Origin of the sequence: Aeromonas dhakensis, assembly GCF_000820305.1 — a bacterium.
GTDB lineage: Bacteria > Pseudomonadota > Gammaproteobacteria > Enterobacterales > Aeromonadaceae > Aeromonas > Aeromonas dhakensis.
The window spans coordinates 41285-58320 of sequence record NZ_CDBH01000032.1 but is presented as its reverse complement, the minus strand read 5'-3'; the positions used below and the strand labels follow the sequence as shown (position 1 = coordinate 58320).

17 protein-coding genes are annotated in these 17036 nt (G+C 59.2%); 4 read left to right on the top strand and 13 right to left on the bottom strand.

Annotation, left to right across the window (positions count from 1 at the left end):
- Positions 1–161: 161 nt before the first annotated feature.
- Positions 162–584, bottom strand: a complete 423-nt coding sequence (locus BN1143_RS07900; RefSeq protein WP_042050221.1) for an ester cyclase — start codon at positions 582–584, stop codon at positions 162–164.
- A gap of 152 nt (positions 585–736) precedes the next feature.
- Here BN1143_RS07900 and BN1143_RS07895 point away from each other — a divergent pair, with 152 nt between their 5' ends.
- The 3 genes from BN1143_RS07895 to BN1143_RS07885 all read left to right on the top strand — a co-directional run bounded on the left by BN1143_RS07895 (position 737) and on the right by BN1143_RS07885 (position 2532).
- Positions 737–1660 carry a LysR family transcriptional regulator gene (locus BN1143_RS07895; RefSeq protein ID WP_042050219.1) on the top strand — a complete coding sequence of 308 codons (924 nt, stop codon included), beginning with the start codon at positions 737–739 and terminating at the stop codon, positions 1658–1660.
- A 128-nt stretch (positions 1661–1788) separates the two neighbouring features.
- Complete coding sequence (locus BN1143_RS22615; RefSeq protein WP_010636050.1) at positions 1789–1947, top strand: DUF5993 family protein; 159 nt, start codon at positions 1789–1791, stop codon at positions 1945–1947.
- Between the two features lie 9 nt (positions 1948–1956).
- Positions 1957–2532: a disulfide bond formation protein B gene (locus BN1143_RS07885; protein WP_042050217.1), complete on the top strand. Its 576-nt coding sequence runs from the start codon at positions 1957–1959 to the stop codon at positions 2530–2532.
- Between the two features lie 156 nt (positions 2533–2688).
- On the opposite strand, the gene BN1143_RS07880 is transcribed toward BN1143_RS07885, so the two are convergent.
- On the bottom strand, positions 2689–3933 hold the full coding sequence (locus tag BN1143_RS07880) for an MFS transporter (RefSeq protein WP_042050215.1): 1245 nt from the start codon (positions 3931–3933) through the stop codon (positions 2689–2691).
- Positions 3934–4020: 87 nt separating this feature from the next.
- Here BN1143_RS07880 and BN1143_RS07875 point away from each other — a divergent pair, with 87 nt between their 5' ends.
- Complete coding sequence (locus BN1143_RS07875) at positions 4021–4929, top strand: LysR family transcriptional regulator (RefSeq protein WP_042050213.1); 909 nt, start codon at positions 4021–4023, stop codon at positions 4927–4929.
- A 417-nt stretch (positions 4930–5346) separates the two neighbouring features.
- On the opposite strand, the gene BN1143_RS21840 is transcribed toward BN1143_RS07875, so the two are convergent.
- The 11 genes from BN1143_RS21840 to BN1143_RS07825 form a co-directional block, all read right to left on the bottom strand.
- A complete protein-coding gene (locus BN1143_RS21840; protein ID WP_231570564.1) occupies positions 5347–6231 on the bottom strand; it encodes an alpha/beta hydrolase family protein in 885 nt (294 codons plus the stop codon).
- A gap of 254 nt (positions 6232–6485) precedes the next feature.
- The gene (gene parC / locus BN1143_RS07870) at positions 6486–8780 is read right to left on the bottom strand and encodes a DNA topoisomerase IV subunit A (RefSeq protein ID WP_042050211.1); all 2295 of its coding nucleotides are present in this window, start codon (positions 8778–8780) and stop codon (positions 6486–6488) included.
- Between the two features lie 109 nt (positions 8781–8889).
- Positions 8890–10788, bottom strand: a complete 1899-nt coding sequence (gene parE, locus BN1143_RS07865) for a DNA topoisomerase IV subunit B (protein WP_010636044.1) — start codon at positions 10786–10788, stop codon at positions 8890–8892.
- Between the two features lie 114 nt (positions 10789–10902).
- Positions 10903–12912, bottom strand: a complete 2010-nt coding sequence (locus tag BN1143_RS07860) for an FUSC family protein (RefSeq protein WP_042050209.1) — start codon at positions 12910–12912, stop codon at positions 10903–10905.
- Position 12913: 1 nt separating this feature from the next.
- On the bottom strand, positions 12914–13780 hold the full coding sequence (locus BN1143_RS07855) for an efflux RND transporter periplasmic adaptor subunit (RefSeq protein ID WP_042050207.1): 867 nt from the start codon (positions 13778–13780) through the stop codon (positions 12914–12916).
- On the bottom strand, positions 13773–13991 hold the full coding sequence (locus BN1143_RS07850; protein WP_005305321.1) for a DUF1656 domain-containing protein: 219 nt from the start codon (positions 13989–13991) through the stop codon (positions 13773–13775). The genes BN1143_RS07855 and BN1143_RS07850 overlap by 8 nt, the downstream gene beginning before the upstream one ends.
- Before the next feature lie 117 nt (positions 13992–14108).
- Complete coding sequence (locus BN1143_RS07845; protein ID WP_005305324.1) at positions 14109–14510, bottom strand: GFA family protein; 402 nt, start codon at positions 14508–14510, stop codon at positions 14109–14111.
- A 36-nt stretch (positions 14511–14546) separates the two neighbouring features.
- On the bottom strand, positions 14547–15170 hold the full coding sequence (locus BN1143_RS07840; RefSeq protein ID WP_042050206.1) for an NUDIX hydrolase: 624 nt from the start codon (positions 15168–15170) through the stop codon (positions 14547–14549).
- A gap of 2 nt (positions 15171–15172) precedes the next feature.
- Positions 15173–15760 carry a YqiA/YcfP family alpha/beta fold hydrolase gene (locus BN1143_RS07835; protein WP_017785033.1) on the bottom strand — a complete coding sequence of 196 codons (588 nt, stop codon included), beginning with the start codon at positions 15758–15760 and terminating at the stop codon, positions 15173–15175.
- Positions 15761–15769: 9 nt separating this feature from the next.
- Positions 15770–16588: a 3',5'-cyclic-AMP phosphodiesterase gene (gene cpdA / locus BN1143_RS07830; RefSeq protein WP_042050205.1), complete on the bottom strand. Its 819-nt coding sequence runs from the start codon at positions 16586–16588 to the stop codon at positions 15770–15772.
- A gap of 26 nt (positions 16589–16614) precedes the next feature.
- The gene (locus tag BN1143_RS07825; protein ID WP_414730663.1) at positions 16615–17016 is read right to left on the bottom strand and encodes a DUF1249 domain-containing protein; all 402 of its coding nucleotides are present in this window, start codon (positions 17014–17016) and stop codon (positions 16615–16617) included.
- Positions 17017–17036: the final 20 nt, after the last annotated feature.

Below are 17036 nucleotides of genomic sequence, written 5' to 3'. Positions count from 1 at the left end.
CTTAGCGAGCAGAGCGATGAGCGCGACGCTATCGACATTTGTCAGAAGCACCGTGGTAGCCTGTTTTCACCCATAGATGACCATACTGCGCTAGTCAGATTCTGGCCCTGAAGACAGCTATCCCTGATAGTTCACATCTGACATCAGCAATCTCGCCTGCTTCACGCAAAATCAACGATTCCCAGCTGTTTGGCCATAGCCAGCTCGTTGCGCTCAACGATCTCCTCCACTACCTTGCCCTCAGCATTGAACCTGAAATAGGTCAAGGCACTCCAGGTCACATCCTTACCGGTGACATCAAACCCTTTCCAGGTATTTGAGCCTTTCGCTACGTGGGTCAATGCAACGAATACCTCATCTTCCGAGCTCATTATTTTTTGAAAGGTGGTCTCAATGGACTCATACCGATCGACCACACAGGCGGACAATGACTCTTTGAATTGCTCAAGTGTTTTAATTGGCTCTGCACAGTCAGGCCTGAATATACATAAATCATCCGAAAAATACTCACTCACTCTCGCAACATCCTTGCCATCCACGCAATATTTGAAATAGTTGATAACTGTGTCGACGTTCTTGTTCATAAATGATTCCAACCTTATTAATTGACTTTTAATTTAACTAAGAAATATGATGCATAGAATATCTGTGACTGCCAGGCCGCCATACTACAAACATGGCAAGTGATGATAAATGCAATAACAGGAAATCTCTTTTATAAAATCAGGAATAATCCATGGATAAATGGACTGAATACGAGGTCTTTGTGCAGGTTGTCGAATTGGGGAGCATCAGCAAGGCCGCCGATACACTGGGTTTGTCCAACCCTGCCGCCAGCAGGCATCTGGCTGCGCTGGAGCAGCGACTCAATGCACGGCTTGTCGAGCGAACGACCCGACGCCTGTTTGTCACCGAAATAGGAGAGCACTTCTATACCCGCTGCAAAACAGCGCTGAATGAGATGCGAGAAGCCATTGATGAAGTCAACATCAAAACAGGAATGCCAACCGGGATCTTGAAATTGACGGCCTCGCTGTCACTGATGCTGAATGTCATCTCCCCCTTGATCCCCAAATTCATGGCTAAATATCCCGGCATTCAGGTCGAGCTGATCGCCAATAATCGCTATCTGGATATTATCGAAAACAATATTGATATCAGTATTCGCTCACGAGAGGTAGAGCCGGACTCCAGTCTTGTTATTCAGCCATTGGCAGTAGCACCACGTATTCTGGCGGCCTCTCCCGAATATATTGAGCGTTATGGCGACCCGCAGACGCCGCACGATCTGACAAAACATCAGCTGTTGCTCTACAGCCACCACAATCCCAAAGAGCTGACCATGATGAGTGGCTCGATAAAATTACGGGTGCCAACCACCCCTACCATTGAGTCCAACGATGCCCAAATCCTGCTCGCCAATGCCAGAAACGGAATGGGGATCCTGGCACAGCCCGTTTATGCCATTTATGACGAGCTACGCAGCCAGCGTCTTAAACCTGTGCTCACCGACTGGCGATTAGCCGATCTATCCATCGGCATGGCTTATGCGAATAGACTCTTTATCCCGTCCAAGACCAGGGTATTTATCGAATTTATCAAGGAGGAGTTTCAACAGTTCGATTATGAACAGTGCTGGCGCGAGGCATTATCTTGCTGACCCTGTTGTCCTCCCCATAATGGCTTATTACCGGTTATCCGGTCTCGGTGGGCGCTATCTGGAAACCGTCCGCTCACTATATACTCAAGGCTTTGTGAGCCCGGCTCACCACGATAAGGAGAGATGACATGTATATGTTTTTACCCTTCCTGCTGGCACTGATAACGGGGATCAGCATCTTGATGAACAAGCGCGGGGCCTCCTATCTGCTCTGGGCCCTGTTGCTGGTAGTGACCCTGCTCTCCTTTATGCACCATGTGACCGACCCGCTCACCCTTTCGTTCTAGGAGCCCGCCATGCGCCTTTCGACCTCCTCAACAGCCGCGAAGAGTGACCTGCCACAGTTGCTCGATACGCTGGGGCTGGCCGGTATCTGCCTGACCCTGATCGTCGCCTTCTATTACCAGCTCTATCTGGCCGAGCTGCCCTGCCCCTTGTGTTTATTGCAGCGGGTCGGCCTTGTGGTCGCCGGTTTCGGCTTTATGTTCAACCTGCAATTTGGCGCAAAAGGGGCCCACTACGGCATAGTGATTGTCGGCGCGCTGACCACCGCCATGATCGGTGCCCGGCAGGTGCTGCTGCATATTCTGCCCGGCGATCCCGGTTATGGTTCCACCTTTCTCGGGCTGCACTTTTATAGCTGGTCGCTGGTCAGCGCCCTGCTGATCCTATTGGCCGTCGCCCTGATATTGATGGTGCGAGACGGGCTCGCTATTCCCCTGCCCAAGCTGGATCTGGCGCGCTGGGGACGCATGGCCTCCCTGCTGTTTGTCTTGCTGATTGCGGCAAACCTGATCTCTACCGTACTGGAGTGCGGCGCGGGACAGTGCGCCGATAATCCGGTCGGCTATGAGCTGCTGAGCCAGCGTTAACAATCCTCAAAGGTGGCGGCCAGTCCGCCACCTTTTATGGCCGTCTTATATTGCCGAAAGGGGCAACAAACGCGGCGCATTGCACTCACTGGCAATCTTCATACCTCGCCAATCAAACCTGCGGCCCTGCTGCCTCATCATGAATAAAACATGATGCTAATCGGCCACCACACATACCCGTTTCAGCAGCCGATGGAGAAAGACGGGCTGCACCAGCGTCAGCGCTATCACCAGCCAGGCCAGGGTAGCCATATTGCCCAGGTGACCATCGACATCCATCAACAGCATCGAGGAGACGACGGCGGCCGAACCGCTGAATATATGCTGGAACACATTCTGCAATGACATGAACCCTGCTCGTTCCCCGGGCTCTGCAACCTGGCTAGTCACTGCCGCAGCGGTAATCGTCCGTGTCGATGTCACCACCATGAACAAGGTAAAAATGATCATCGTCGGCAACAAGGGGGAACCCAGGAAACCATCCCAGACAATGGCGATAATCAATCCCCCCAGCCACATGGTGACGTGCATTGGGCCAACCCGGTCTATCAAATAGCCACCCAACTGCATCGCAAGCACGCTGACCACGCCGCCCATGACATAGTACTGACTCATTTCGCCGCGAGGCACACCGAGGTTGAACTGAAAATAGGTGGCCATGTTTGGGACAATCAGGAAGGTACTGAAAATGGCCAACCCGATTGCCATGAATGCATGCCATACCACGGCTCGTTTCAACATCTCCGTGATTGAAAAGACCTTCTGCTCTCGTCCCAGGTGAGCAGTCATATTCGGCAGCCGTATAGATACCAGCACGCTGACGCACAAGCCCAATCCGCCAACGGCATAAAAGGGGGCGCTCCACCCTTTCAACATGGCCAGCTCCAGCCCCAGGGGGACACCGGCAATGGCTGACAACGAGAAAGCCCCCATCACTATCGCCATCGCTCGACCACGTTGTGGTACTGGCGTCGCATCCACGACGATCGCCATCGCTATCGACGTTGCCGGACCGGCAAATATACCGGCCAACAAACGGGTAAAGAACAGGCTTTCCATATTCCACGCCAGCGCGCATGCCCAGGTGGACAGGGTGACCCCCAGCAATGAGAGCAATGCCACCTGTTTTCTATCAAATCGATCAATATATCTGGCACATAATAAGGATGATAATGCGGCGGCCAGTGCATACCCTCCCCCCAAATATCCTATATAGGTTGGGCTGATACCCAGCGCACGAGACAAGTCAGGCCCAAGCGGCATAATCATCATAAAGTCCAACGCACTCACCAATTGGATAAAGGCGGCCAGCCAGACGCACCCCATATCCATCACTGCACCGTTAGAATAAGGTTTATTACCTGATTTGTTTTTTTCTGATGCCATAGTGTTCGCGCTCAATATTTGGAGGCAGACAGCATATCCCCTACCATCCTCTATTTTTATCCTTTAGAATGGCACAGACTGTTATCATATCAGGGACAATGGATGCGCACCGGCCTGGACTTTACCTCATCAAGGATATTTATTGCCGTGACTGAACAGGGCAGTTTTATCGGTGCATCCAAGACCCTTGAAATACCGACTTCAAACATCAGCAGGAGTATTGCTCAGCTGGAAGAGAGACTGTCACTCCAGCTTATTGAACGCAGTACTCGGCATATGAAACTCACCCAGGCGGGCCAGCTGCTCTATTCCCGAGTAAAACCCTTGCTGGAATCACTGGAGCAAACCGAAGCTGAATTGACATCACAGCAGATCCAGCTGAAAGGGCCACTGCGCCTGTGCATTCCCAATGAAGCCGGTCCCAGGCTGCTCGGCACAGCCATCGCTGACTTTGCCTGTCAGCATCCCGAAATAAAGATCAGCTGTATTACCAACCTGTCAGGATTTGAGACATTAAGGGAAGATCTGGACATAGCCGTCATCATTCACAGAGGAAAGCTGGATGACAGCGATTATATCGCCAGCCATCTGACCACCATTCCCTGTACCGTGGTTGGTTCCCCTGCTCTTATTCAGCGATGCGGACAGCCCAACCACACGGCCCAGCTAAAGGATCTCCCCTGCATCACCACGGTAAGCGCCCTAAAAGGCATGCCGTGGCAGTTCGCTCGTCCCGACGCTGAATTTTCCACCGTTCAGGTCAATGAACACTATCGGGTCAATAGTGGTGAGCTGGCGCTAAAAGCCGCGCTCGCCGGGGTCGGGTTTGCCATTCTGGCCAAGGTCTCTTGCCAATCGTTTATTGATGATGGCAGCTTGGTCGAAATTGAACTTGAGTTACCCGCCGCCCCATTGCAGTTGTTTGCTGTTTATGCAAACCGCCAATATCTACCGGCTAAGACGCGCGTATTTATTGATTTTATACGGCAAAACATCATGAGTTATCAGTAGCTAAAATCGGTAACGTCTCACCAGGCTGACTTTTCGAGACACCAAAATGGTGAACCAACCAGATTCTATCACTCAAGCATGCTTCACTAATCCAACCTGCGCCCCTCACCCTGACCCTCTCCCAAAGGGAGAGGGAACCAGCGCCTGCCAACCTGTAGCCATAGATGTCACGCATTCCAAAAATGCTGCGGTCTGGGCTCCCTTCTCCCCTTGCGGGAGAAGGGTCGGGGATGAGGGGGAGCAAGCCATCGACAACTAGTAGAGCGTTAAATCAAGCAGGAGCGCGTAGGGTCGATTAGCGAAGCGTAATCGTCCGCACCGCAATCCCGGTGGCGATGGACATAGAGAAGAGATCAGCTGGAGCATCAACAGAATAATGGCAACCTGTTTTCGCGTTCGTCTGATGACTCTTCGCCATCAGACCCGCGGCTCTTTCACTTTAAGCCACGCTCTGCTGAGAAATTCAGAAATTCTACCGTTAATTACCGTGTGTATATCGTCTCTGTTTACTCCTGGTGCATCATTACAAATAGCTTGTGCCAGTTTATTTAATTGAGCAGAGCATGGAGAGAGAAAAACAAAATGACCGGCATTGTGTATTACCTGAAATTCTTTTTCTGCAGCCAACGTGGTGGCTAGCTCCCTGGCATTTTCTTTCCAAGAAAGCTCTTCATCCTGATCACCAGTAAAAATAAGGGTAGGGGCAATCACTCTTCTGAGTGAGCCGGGAGCGAATGCCATACTCACCGGAGCCATGAAAACCCATGCCTTTATCCTAGAATCGGGGTGCACAACTAGACCGGGATGATCATTTATTATCACCCCTTTGGTTGAACATATGGCTTTCATCTCATGTTTACGACAATAATTTCCATAGCGTCCTGCATCGACTTCCCCACCTCTTAACAACAGTCCTGTTGCTCCACCGGCAGAGAAGCCAATAAATGCTATTTTATCTTCATCAATATATTTGGCTAGTTCAACATCATTGGTCGCAGCAGTAATAACGGCAGATATTTGTAATGGACGACCATACCACGAACTAATGGCCCCTGCTCCTGTCTGATCCTTGTAGTTATCACCAGGGTGCGTGAGGGTAATAACAATATTTCCCTGCCGAGCCAGAGTCGTGGCAAGGTCATGATGACTCCATAAACTACCAGCGTTGCCATGTGATATCACTATGACTGGATAGCGTCCTGGTACTATATTCAGCGCCTTTTGTGCCGCTATTTGATAAGGGCCTATCGTACTTGGTGTCTTTTCTGCGGCCACACCGGGATAGAAATATACGGCATCCATAGGCTTTCTACCTACAGGATCAGTCACTATAAGACGCTTAAACCCTGTATATTCAGCCGATGCGACGAAGGATGGCAAGGCACTACACGTACATATTGCACAAAGTAAAAAATAACGAAAAAGAAGCCTCATCAGATATCCTTTCTGATCCAATCGACACAGGGACGACACGCTACCACTATCCCCATGAGGAGTCATTTTTCACAAAAAAATGGGAGCGAATAATTCGCTCCCATCTTGTATAGATCCGTTGACTACCCTTCCTGATTTTCTCCGGCTACCGGTTCGGCGCCGGCGACGGGTTCAATCTCGATGCGATCGACCCGCTGCAAACCGCGGGGCAATTTGGCGCCGCGGCGGCCGCGCTCGCCGCGGTAGTAGTCAAGGTCGGATGGCTTGAGGGTGAGCTTGCGCTTGCCGGCAAACAGGGTAACCGACTGGCCCTGCGGGATAACGGCGGCCATCACCACAAACTCCTCCCGCGCCTTCACGCGCGCCGAGGGGATGCTGATGAGCTTGTTGCCCTTGCCCTTGCCGAGCACCGGCAGTGTGCTCAGCGGGAACAGCAACATGCGTCCTTCGTTGGAGATGGCCATGCAGAGATCGGTGTCCGGTGCGCCTATCTTCTGGGGCGCCATGACGATGCCCCCTTCCGGCACGGTGAGCAGCGCCTTGCCGTTCTTGTTCTTGCCAATCAGGTCGTCGTATTTGCAGACGAAGCCGTAACCGGCGTCGCTCGCGATCAGATACGGCTCGCCCTCGTTGCCCATCACCAGATGGCGCACCTCTTCACCAGCCCCCAGCGCGAAGCGGCCGGTGAGCGGCTCGCCCTGACTACGGGCGGAGGGCAGGGTGTGAGCCTCCAGCGAGTAGGTTCTCCCCAGGGTGGAGAGGAACACCGCCTGCTGGTTGCTACGGCCATGGGCGTGGGCGAGATAGTTGTCCCCCGCCTTGTAGGAGAGACCCTCCACGTCCACGTCGTGGCCCTTGGCGGCGCGCACCCAGCCCTTGTCGGACAGGATCACGGTGACCGGCTCACTCGGGGTGAGCTCCTTCTCGGTCAGGGCCACGGCGGTGGCGCGCTCCACCAGCGGGGTGCGGCGATCGTCGCCGTACTTCTCGGCATCCGCCAGGATCTCTTTCTTCAGCAGGGTGCTGAGACGGCGCTCGGAACCCAGGATCAGTTCGAGCTTGTCGCGCTCTTCCGCCAGTTCGTTCTGTTCGGCGCGCAGCTTGAACTCTTCGAGCTTGGCCAGGTGGCGCAGTTTGAGCTCGAGGATCGCCTCGGCCTGGGTCTCGCTGATGTTGAAACGCTCCATCATCACCCGGCCCGGCTCCTCCTCGGTACGGATGATCTCGATCACCTCGTCGATGTTGAGGTAGGCGATCAGCAAACCTTCGAGGATGTGCAGGCGGGCCAACACTTTGTCGAGGCGATACTGTAGGCGGCGACGCACCGTCTCACGGCGAAAACTCAGCCACTCGGTGAGGATGGTCTTGAGGTCTTTCACCTGGGGCCGGTTGTCCAGACCCAGGATGTTGAGGTTGACCCGGTAGTTCTTCTCCAAGTCCGTGGTGGCGAACAGGTGGGCCATCAGCCCCTCCACGTCCACCCGGTTGGAGCGCGGCACGATCACCAGACGGGTCGGGTTTTCGTGGTCCGACTCATCGCGCAGATCGGTGACCATCGGCAGCTTTTTCGCCACCATCTGGGCGGCAATCTGCTCCATGATCTTGGCGCCGGAGGCCTGATGGGGCAGCGCTGTGATGACGATGTCGCCATCTTCTTCGCTCCACACCGCCCGCTGCTTGATTGAGCCCTTGCCGGTCTCGTAGATTTTGCGGATGTCGTCGCGGGGCGTGATGATCTCGGCATTGGTCGGGTAGTCCGGCCCCTGCACATGGGCCATCAGCGCATCCAGGCCAGCATTGGGGTTGTCCAGGAGCTCCACACAGGCGTGGGCCACTTCCCGCGCGTTGTGGGGCGGGATATCGGTCGCCATCCCCACCGCGATGCCGGTCACCCCGTTGAGCAGGATGTGCGGCAGGCGGGCGGGCAGCACCACGGGCTCTTTCATGGTGCCGTCGAAGTTCGGCGTCCACTCCACCGTGCCCTGACCCAGCTCGGAGAGCAGCAGCTCGGAGAAGCGCGACAGCCGCGCCTCGGTATAACGCATGGCGGCGAAGGATTTGGGATCGTCCGGTGCCCCCCAGTTGCCCTGACCGTCCACCAGCGGGTAGCGGTAGGAGAAGGGCTGGGCCATCAGCACCATGGCTTCGTAACAGGCGCTGTCGCCGTGGGGGTGGTACTTACCCAGCACGTCACCCACGGTACGGGCGGACTTCTTGTGCTTGGAGAGGGCCGACAGACCCAGCTCGCTCATGGCGTAGATGATGCGCCGCTGCACGGGCTTGAGGCCGTCGCCGATATGCGGCAGGGCCCGATCCATGATGACGTACATGGAGTAGTTCAAGTAAGCCTGTTCGGTGAAGGTGCGCATTGGCTGGCGCTCTACCCCGTCCAGACTGAGCTCGATAGCATCACTCATGTGATTATCTCTTTCGGTTCGGGAGCCGCCACAGGGCGACTCCGGCTAAATGCTTGCTGGCCCTGTCCGGGCCAGCCGACGGCTTGGATGATGACGAGAGCGGGCTGACCTAGATGATCGCCAGGTTGCCCTTCTCTTCCAGCCACTCGCGGCGATCGCTCGCGCGCTTCTTGGCCAGCAGCATGTCCATCAGCTGCAGGGTCTCATCCCCCTCGTCCCCTTCGGCGCCCATGGTGAGTTGCACCAGGCGGCGGGTGTTGGGATCCATGGTGGTTTCCCGCAGCTGTTTCGGGTTCATCTCACCCAGCCCCTTGAATCGGGTCACCATCACCTTGCCCTTTTTCTTCTCGGCTTCGACCCGCTGCAACACGCCGTTCTTCTCGTCCTCGTCGAGGGCGTAGTAGACCTCTTTGCCGATATCGATCCGGTAGAGGGGCGGCATGGCCACGTAGACGTGCCCCTTCTCCACCAGCGCGCGGAAATGCTTCACAAAGAGCGCGCAGAGCAGGGTGGCGATATGCAGACCGTCCGAGTCCGCATCCGCCAGAATGCATACCTTGCCGTAGCGCAGGCCGGAGAGATCGTCGGAGTCCGGGTCGAGCCCGATGGCTACCGAGATGTCGTGCACTTCTTGCGAGGCGAGTACCTGACCGGCCTCCACCTCCCAGGTGTTCAGGATCTTGCCGCGCAGCGGCATGATGGCCTGAAACTCCCGATCCCGTGCCTGCTTGGCACTACCACCCGCAGAGTCACCCTCCACCAGGAACAGCTCCCCCTGCATGGGGTCGGCGCAGCCGCAGTCGGTGAGCTTGCCGGGCAGGGCCGGGCCCTGGGTTATCTTCTTGCGCACCACCGTCTTGGCGGCGCGCATCCGGCGCTGGGCGCTGGAGATGCAGAGCTCGGCCAGCTGTTCGGCCAGCTCAGTGTTGCTGTTGAGGTAGAGGCTGAAGGCATCCTTCACCACGCCCGACACGAACGCCGAGCTCTGGCGCGAGGAGAGCCGCTCCTTGGTCTGACCGGCAAACTGCGGATCCTGCATCTTGATGGAGAGGATGTAGGCGCAGCGATCCCAGATGTCTTCCGGGGTCAGCTTGACCCCGCGCGGCAGCAGGTTGCGGAACTCGCAGAACTCGCGCATGGCGTCGAGCAGCCCCTGGCGCAGACCGTTGACGTGGGTACCGCCCTGGGCGGTGGGGATCAGGTTTACATAGGATTCGGCGAGGCATTCGCCCCCTTCAGGCAGCCAGCACAGGGCCCAGTCCACCGCCGACTGCTCGGTGCTGAAGGCGCCGACAAAGGGCTGCTCCGGCAGGCAGGTGAACTGCTTGACCGCGTCGACCAGGTAATCCTTGAGGCCGTCTTCATAGCACCACTCCAGCTTGATGCCGGTGTTCTTGTCGAGGAACTTGATGGTCAGACCCGGGCAGAGCACCGCCTTGGCCTTGAGCAGGTGCTCCAGCTTGGAGACCGAGAAACGGGGCGAATCGAAGTAGTGGGCTTCCGGCCAGAAGCGCACCCTGGTGCCGGTGTTGCGGCGCCCGCAGGTGCCGGTGATAGTCAGCTCCTGCACCTTCTCACCCTTCTCGAAGGCGATGTCGTAGACCTGGCCATCGCGGCGCACCGTCACCTCGACCCGCTCGGAGAGGGCGTTTACTACCGAGATACCCACCCCGTGCAGACCGCCGGAGAACTGGTAGTTCTTGTTGGAGAACTTGCCGCCCGCGTGCAGCTTGCAGAGGATCAGCTCCACCCCGCACACCCCTTCCTCCGGATGGATGTCGACCGGCATGCCGCGGCCGTCGTCGATCACCTCGAGGGACTGATCTTCATACAGGGTCACCTCCAGGGTACGGGCGTGACCCGCCAGCGCCTCATCGACGCTGTTGTCGATGACCTCCTGGCCGAGGTGATTGGGCCGGGTGGTATCGGTATACATGCCGGGGCGGCGACGCACCGGTTCAAGGCCATTGAGGACCTCAATGGCATCCGCATTGTATTGAGTAGACATGGAGGGCCTTGCGAATTGACGTTTGGGGAGAATCTTACTCGTTGGGAGGGTATTGGACAAACCCGGCGGCGGCAAAGCTTGATCCGGACGGGGTAAGTCGCCCCGCCGGCCCGTTCAGCGTGCCTCGGCCGCCACCGGCAGCGCCTGCTGCAACTGGGAGAGGGAGCTGTGCAGCCGCCACACCATGCCGGCCAGCTCCCGCGCCGTCGGCTCCCTGTGGTTGGCCAGGGCCGCGCTGATCCGCTGCAGCTCGGCCAGGGTGCGATCCAGGGAGGCATGCTGCACCCCCTGCTCGGTGAGGATCCCCTGCAGAGAGCGGATGCAGTTGTCGCGCACCAGGTAGAGGGGCTGATCCTCGCCGCGCCACTGGCGCAACTGCCAGACGATGTGGCTGCAGTTGAGCAGCACCACGCCCCAGCGCAGCACCCAGAGGCGGGCGGTCTGATCCTGGCTCTGGCTGAGCTGGCTGATGCAGTGATAGATGAGCGATTCGAACTGGCTCTCGCTCTGGCGCGGGGCCGGCTCCAGCTGATCGATAAAGTGGCAGCGCAGGGAGCGGATGAGGCGGCGGCTCTTGCGCCGATCCGAGCTCGGTCGCAGCAGCTGGAATGCCAGTCCGGCGCTCATCACCCCCAGCGCCTGCCCCAGGCTGCCGTTGATGTACTGCAGGTAGTCGTAGCTCGGTGGATTGGTGATGGCGAGAAAGGAGCCGAGCAGCACGATGAGCTGGCCCCACAGCACCGCCTGCCTGGGCTGTTGCTGCTTGAACAGTTGCATGGTGATGAGCACGGGCAGCAGCAGGGCGCAGAAGAGCCAGAAGTCGTCGAGGCGGATCATCAGGCCGAACTTGACCACAAAGCAGATGAGGCTCAGCAGCAGGATCGCCTTGAGCATGGTGTTGGCCCCCTTGGCAGGTGCCGGGGTGGCCGAGTAGAGCACGCAGCAGATGGCGAGCAGGGTCAGCGCCGAGCTGCCCGCATCCCACTGGCTGTGGATCCAGAAGGCGCAGCCCAGCAGCACGCAGAGGAAAGTACGCCCGCCGTTGTAGGCCGCCTCCAGCGTGTCGGTGTGGTTGGTGAGCGAGGAGTGGTGCGGCGGCGCCGGCCACTCCTGATCGTCGTAGCGGGCCAGCCGATCCAGCCAGCGCTGACACTCCAGATAGCTCCAGCAGAAGTGGCGCAGCCGTCGCCAGAAGGTGTGCAGCCGGTAGTCTCTGGCCGCCGTCGGCACCAAGGGGGCCAGCAACCGGGCAATGCGATACTTGTCACAGCCGGGCTGGCCCAGCTCGACCAGCAGCCGCTCCAGCAGCGCCTGCAGACCCTCCGGTTGCGCCGGCCAGTTGTGCAGCATGCGGCGCTGGCTGGAGATGAGGCTGATGAGGCGCAGCTGGCGGTGCAGCAGGAAGTTGAGCAGCTTGTTGTGGCGCCGCAACCTGTGATGGCTCCAGACCGCCTGGATGCGCAGCACGTTCATGGTGAGGATCTGGCCGATCAGCCCCTCGTGGGCGGTGCGCACCTCCGGGCTCGCCTCCCCCAGCCAGAGCAGCTGGGCATGCTCCAGCAGACGGGCCTGGGTCTTTTGCAGCGACTGCAGCAGGGTCTCGCCATCGGAGGTGCTAGGCAAGATCATCATCAGCAGGCCGCCGCAGAGGATGCCGACGATCACCTCGCTCACCCGCGCCTGGGCGATGTCGAAGATGTGCTGCGGGTCGGTCACGTTGACGCAGGAGAAGGCGATGATGGCGGCGGTGTAGCCCGCCAGCGCAAAGGCGTAGGAGACGTTGTTCTGATGGTGGTTGGAGATGTAGGTGCACAGCGCCAACCAGAGCGCGATGAGGAAGCTGAACAGCCAGGGATCGCTGATGCCAAGGCCGGTGATCACCACCGCCGCCATTGCACCGATGAGGCTGCCCACCACTCGCCCCAGACTCTTGCTGATGACCCCGCCCACGGTGGGAAAGCTCACCACCGCGGCTGAGGTCATCGCCCAGTAGGGGGAGTCCAGCTCCAGCACGAAGGCCAGCCAGAGCGACAGGCACATGGCCAGGCTGTTGCGCAGGGCGTAGCGCCACTGGCCGCCATTGGCCTTGCCCCAGGGGGTCTGGCGCCAGAGCGAGGCGACCACCTTACTCCCCTATGGTGATGGTGCAGGTGGTGCCTGCAATCAGCGTCAGTTCGGGCGGCACCTCCAGCAGCTTGATCCGCACCGGTACCCGCTGGGCCAGCCGTACCCAGGGCACATTGGGTTTGACGTCCAGCAGCAGGTTGTCGACCCCCTCCACGCTCTGATCGTGGATGGCGCGCCCTATGCTCTCCACCTCGCCGCGCAGCCGCTGCTCCCCGCTGTAGAGCACCACCTCGGCCGGTTTGCCCGGCGCTATGTGCCTGAGCTTGGTCTCCTCGAAGTAGCCCTGCACGTAGAAGGAGTGGATGTCCACCAGCGCCACCAGCGGCACGCCGGCGCTGGCATAGTTGCCGACCCGGGTCTGCAAGTTGGTGATGTAACCGTCGCTCGCGGCATGCACCCGGGTCTTGGCCAGCGACCATCTGGCCTGCTCCAGATTGGCCTGAGCCACCTGGTAGGCCGCCCTCATCGCCTGGGCATTGAGGCGGGCCTCGTCCACCGCCTCGGCGGAGATGACGCTGCGCGACAGGCCGCTGCGCCGGCTCGCCTCGTGCTCCGCCTTGTCGAGATCCGATTTGGCCTTGGCCAGCGCCGCCTGGGCGTTGTCCAGCGCGATCCGGTAGGGCTCGGGATCCAGGGTAAAGATCTCCTCCCCCGCCTTGACCAGCTGGTTGTCTTTCACCGCTATCCTGACGATCTTGCCCGACACCTCGGGGGTGATGCTGACCAGCTCGGCCCGCACCTTGCCATCCCGGGTCCAGGGCCCCTGCATGTAGTAGTTCCACAGCCACCAGCCCGCCGCCAGCGCCAGCGCGCAGACCAGCAGGGTGGAGAAGTATTTGAGGGTCGCGAGGGGTGATTTAGCCATGTAGCAATATCCATAGGGCGCCGCTGACGGCGAGGATAAACAGGGAGAGATCCATCAGCAGGGGATGCCAGACATCCCCGCCGTAGAGCCAGTCACGCAGCAGGTGGTGCACCGGCAGCCAGCCCAGCAGACCGAGCAGGACCGCCTTGAACAGGGGCGGAAAGTAGAGAGAGGCGCCCAGGATCAGATCCGGCAGGGCTGAAGTTGTCACAAGCGGGCTCCCTGTTGGCAAGCGAGATAATGCGGACTCAAGGCCCGCCCTGCGGCGGGTCTGGCAAGATTATCACAGCCATGCAGGGCGCTACAGAAGCAGATGAGACCCTGCCGGTCAGACCAGCCGATCCGCCGGATGGTTGATGCCGTCGCGCGTCGGCACCTCGCCCAGCTCGAATGGATTGACCCCTTCGAGGCAGGCGAGATTGTAACCATACTGGGCCGGATTGGAGCGACGCTGATGGTGGGTGTAGATGCCGCAGATGCTGCAGAAGTAGTGTTTGGCGGTGCGGGTATTGAACTGGTAGCAGCTCAGCACCGCCTCCCCCTGCAGGATGCGGATGCCGGAGAGCGGCACCGAGGCGACGATGGCGCCCCGCCGCCGGCAGAGCGAACAGTCGCAACGGCGCGGATCCACCACGCCATCCGGCAGGGTCAGCTCCAGCACCACGGCGCCGCAGTGACAGCTGGCCTTGTGTCGCTCCTGGATGGGGGTATTGCCGATGCGCTTGATCATGCTGCCTCCTTGCAGACGGGGTCACATCCTCAGATGTCAATCAAACAGGGTATCCTGCCGCCCCTGCAAAAGATGGTCGTACAGGGTGCGCAGCTGGGATTCCACCACCCGATGGCGAGAGAGCGGGGGCAAGTCATCGATGGGAAAGAACCCCGCCCCTTTGGTTTCATCGGTTTCGTCCAGCAGCTGGCCGCCGGTCACCTCGCACAGGAAGAACGCCTTGTGAGCGTGGGGCAGCTGAGGTGGATGGGGGTGTTTGAGCTTGTCGAACAGCGCCAGCAGCTGCACAGTCCGACACGCCAGGCCGGTCTCCTCCACCACTTCGCGCACCACGGCCCCCGCCGGCGAGTCACCGATGTCGCACCAGCCCCCCGGCAGAGTCCAGCAGCCGTCGCTGCGCTCCTGCACCAGCAGGATATGGCCCGCATCGTTTTGAATGAAGGCCCGCACATCGAGCTTGGGGGTGGGATAACCGCGATCGAGGGCGATCCAGTCGCTGATGGCTTCCGGTGCCAGCTCGCTCTGGCTGGCGATGAGCGCCACAGTGGCGGCTCGCAGCGCCTCGAAGCGGCCGATATCGAAGGGATCGTTGGAGTAAGTGAGGCCCGCTTGCGCCGTGGCCAGCACCTGTTCCAGAAAGGCGGCCAATGGCGGTTGCATTATTAAAGCCCGAGGAAACGGACGATCTGGGCGGGGTAGCGTTCGAACGCCACAAAGGCGTGGTCGCCACCGCACTCCAGCGAGAGGCGGGCAAAACGGTATTCGTCCAGCGCCTTGCGATAGTCGAGCACCTCGTCTTCCTGCTGTTGCAGTACCCAGAGTCGCTCGGGGACGCTCACCGGGACCGCCAGTGCCCGCAGCTCATCCATGTGTTCAGGCAGCAGTTGATACTGTTCCCCCGTGTAGGGGTTGGTCTGGGGGCCGAGGTAGTCGCAGAGCAGCTCGTGCGGGCGCACCGCCGGGTTGATCAGGGCGGCGCGGCAGCCATATCGCTCGCTGACCCGGGTCGCCATAAAGCCGCCGAGGGAGCTGCCCACGGCGCCAAGCGTGAATGCGCTGCCATAACGGCTCTGCAGATCGGCAATGGTCTGCTCGATGGCCGCCCAGGCCGCCGCCGGGGTGTTGGGCTGGGCCGGGATCACCACCTCGATATCGGGCCTGTGCTCGGCCACCCAGGCAGCCATCTGCTGCGCCTTGGCGGAGCCGGGCGAGGAGTTGAAACCGTGCAGGTAGAGGAGTACGGGCTTCATCGCAACTCCTCAATAACCGGTGGCATCGGGGTCGGGCACGAACTGCCCCACCGGCAGACGCCACACCTGGCTGGCGATGCGACCATCCGGGTAGAGGGTGAGGTAGCGCCAGCCCGGGCCGGACTCGTCCAGCGCGAAGCCATCGGAGAGCGGTTTGAACTGGATGCAGGTGGAGGGGCTGGCGATCAGCCGCACCCCGCGGTGCACCTCGTCAAACTCCTGATGGACGTGGCCAAACAGGATTGTCTTCTGCTGCGGGTGGCGAGCCAGCACGGCAAACAGGTCGTCGGCATTCTTGAGATTGTGCTGATCGAGCCAGGCGCAACCCACCGGCACCGCCTGGTGGTGCAGGGCGATCAGGGCATGGCGCTCGGGATGCTGGCGCAGCGCCTGATCCAGCGCCGCCAGCTGGTGATCCCCCAGCACCCCGTGGGGTTTGCCGCGCACCTGGGTATCCAGCAGGATCACCTGCCAGTGCTCACCCACCAGCTGCTTGGCCTCGCTGATGCCGGCCGCATGCAGGTATTCGGTCATCAGGGGGCCGTCGTCGTGGTTGCCGGGCAGCCAGTAGATGGGGCGCGCCAGCGGCGCCATCATGGAGGCGAAACGCTGGTAGGACTCCGGGCTGTGATCCTGGGAGAGATCCCCGGTAGCGAGGATCAGATCGAACGGGTGGTCGTTGGCCTGCACCCGTTCCAGCACGGCAGCCAGGCTCTCGGCAGTGCGCACGGCCAATAGCCGCCCCTCGGCACTCGCGAAGAGGTGGGTGTCGGTAATTTGCAACAGGCGCGCACTGCCGTCCTGCGCCTGGGGTAGCTCTGTTTCCAAAATCACGCTTCTTTTTATGAGTTCAACTAGAGGATGTTTATCAGGCTGGTACCATGTCTGAGACAAAATTTTAGCCAATCGGCCAGAAACAGGTTTACCTGCTCCTTTTCATCCCGCTGGTGCATATTTTTATTGGGATAATCATAACGTGGTTGCAACCTTGAAATCTGTTGCGCCGCACACACTTCCGCCATCCGCACGTCATGGTACAAACGAATCTCTATCCGAGCCTGCAAATAACTCGGCAACTCCGGGTTGTGCTGGGCCAGGATCACCTGACTGGTGAAGCGGCTTTCCTCGCTCACCATGAGCTGGAACTGCAGGCCGTTGCCCACCTGATAACGGCGTTCCGCCCCCACACTGCCGCCTGGGGGCAGCAGCTTCATCAAGGTCATGTAGTTGACCTCGCAGGTACGCTGCAAGGACATCAAATCAGGCACATAGCGCT

Bases quoted from the DNA above. Each gene is read 5' to 3' on its own strand.
- BN1143_RS07900 (WP_042050221.1), bottom strand. From the start codon at position 584: ATGAACAAGAACGTCGACACAGTTATCAACTATTTCAAATATTGCGTG.
- BN1143_RS07895 (WP_042050219.1), top strand. From the start codon at position 737: ATGGATAAATGGACTGAATACGAGGTCTTTGTGCAGGTTGTCGAATTG.
- BN1143_RS22615 (WP_010636050.1), top strand. From the start codon at position 1,789: ATGTATATGTTTTTACCCTTCCTGCTGGCACTGATAACGGGGATCAGC.
- BN1143_RS07885 (WP_042050217.1), top strand. From the start codon at position 1,957: ATGCGCCTTTCGACCTCCTCAACAGCCGCGAAGAGTGACCTGCCACAG.
- BN1143_RS07875 (WP_042050213.1), top strand. From the start codon at position 4,021: ATGCGCACCGGCCTGGACTTTACCTCATCAAGGATATTTATTGCCGTG.
- BN1143_RS21840 (WP_231570564.1), bottom strand. From the start codon at position 6,231: ATGGATGCCGTATATTTCTATCCCGGTGTGGCCGCAGAAAAGACACCA.
- parC (WP_042050211.1), bottom strand. From the start codon at position 8,780: ATGAGTGATGCTATCGAGCTCAGTCTGGACGGGGTAGAGCGCCAGCCA.
- parE (WP_010636044.1), bottom strand. From the start codon at position 10,788: ATGTCTACTCAATACAATGCGGATGCCATTGAGGTCCTCAATGGCCTT.
- BN1143_RS07855 (WP_042050207.1), bottom strand. From the start codon at position 13,780: ATGGCTAAATCACCCCTCGCGACCCTCAAATACTTCTCCACCCTGCTG.
- BN1143_RS07845 (WP_005305324.1), bottom strand. From the start codon at position 14,510: ATGATCAAGCGCATCGGCAATACCCCCATCCAGGAGCGACACAAGGCC.
- BN1143_RS07840 (WP_042050206.1), bottom strand. From the start codon at position 15,170: ATGCAACCGCCATTGGCCGCCTTTCTGGAACAGGTGCTGGCCACGGCG.
- BN1143_RS07835 (WP_017785033.1), bottom strand. From the start codon at position 15,760: ATGAAGCCCGTACTCCTCTACCTGCACGGTTTCAACTCCTCGCCCGGC.
- BN1143_RS07825 (WP_414730663.1), bottom strand. From the start codon at position 17,016: ATGTCCTTGCAGCGTACCTGCGAGGTCAACTACATGACCTTGATGAAG.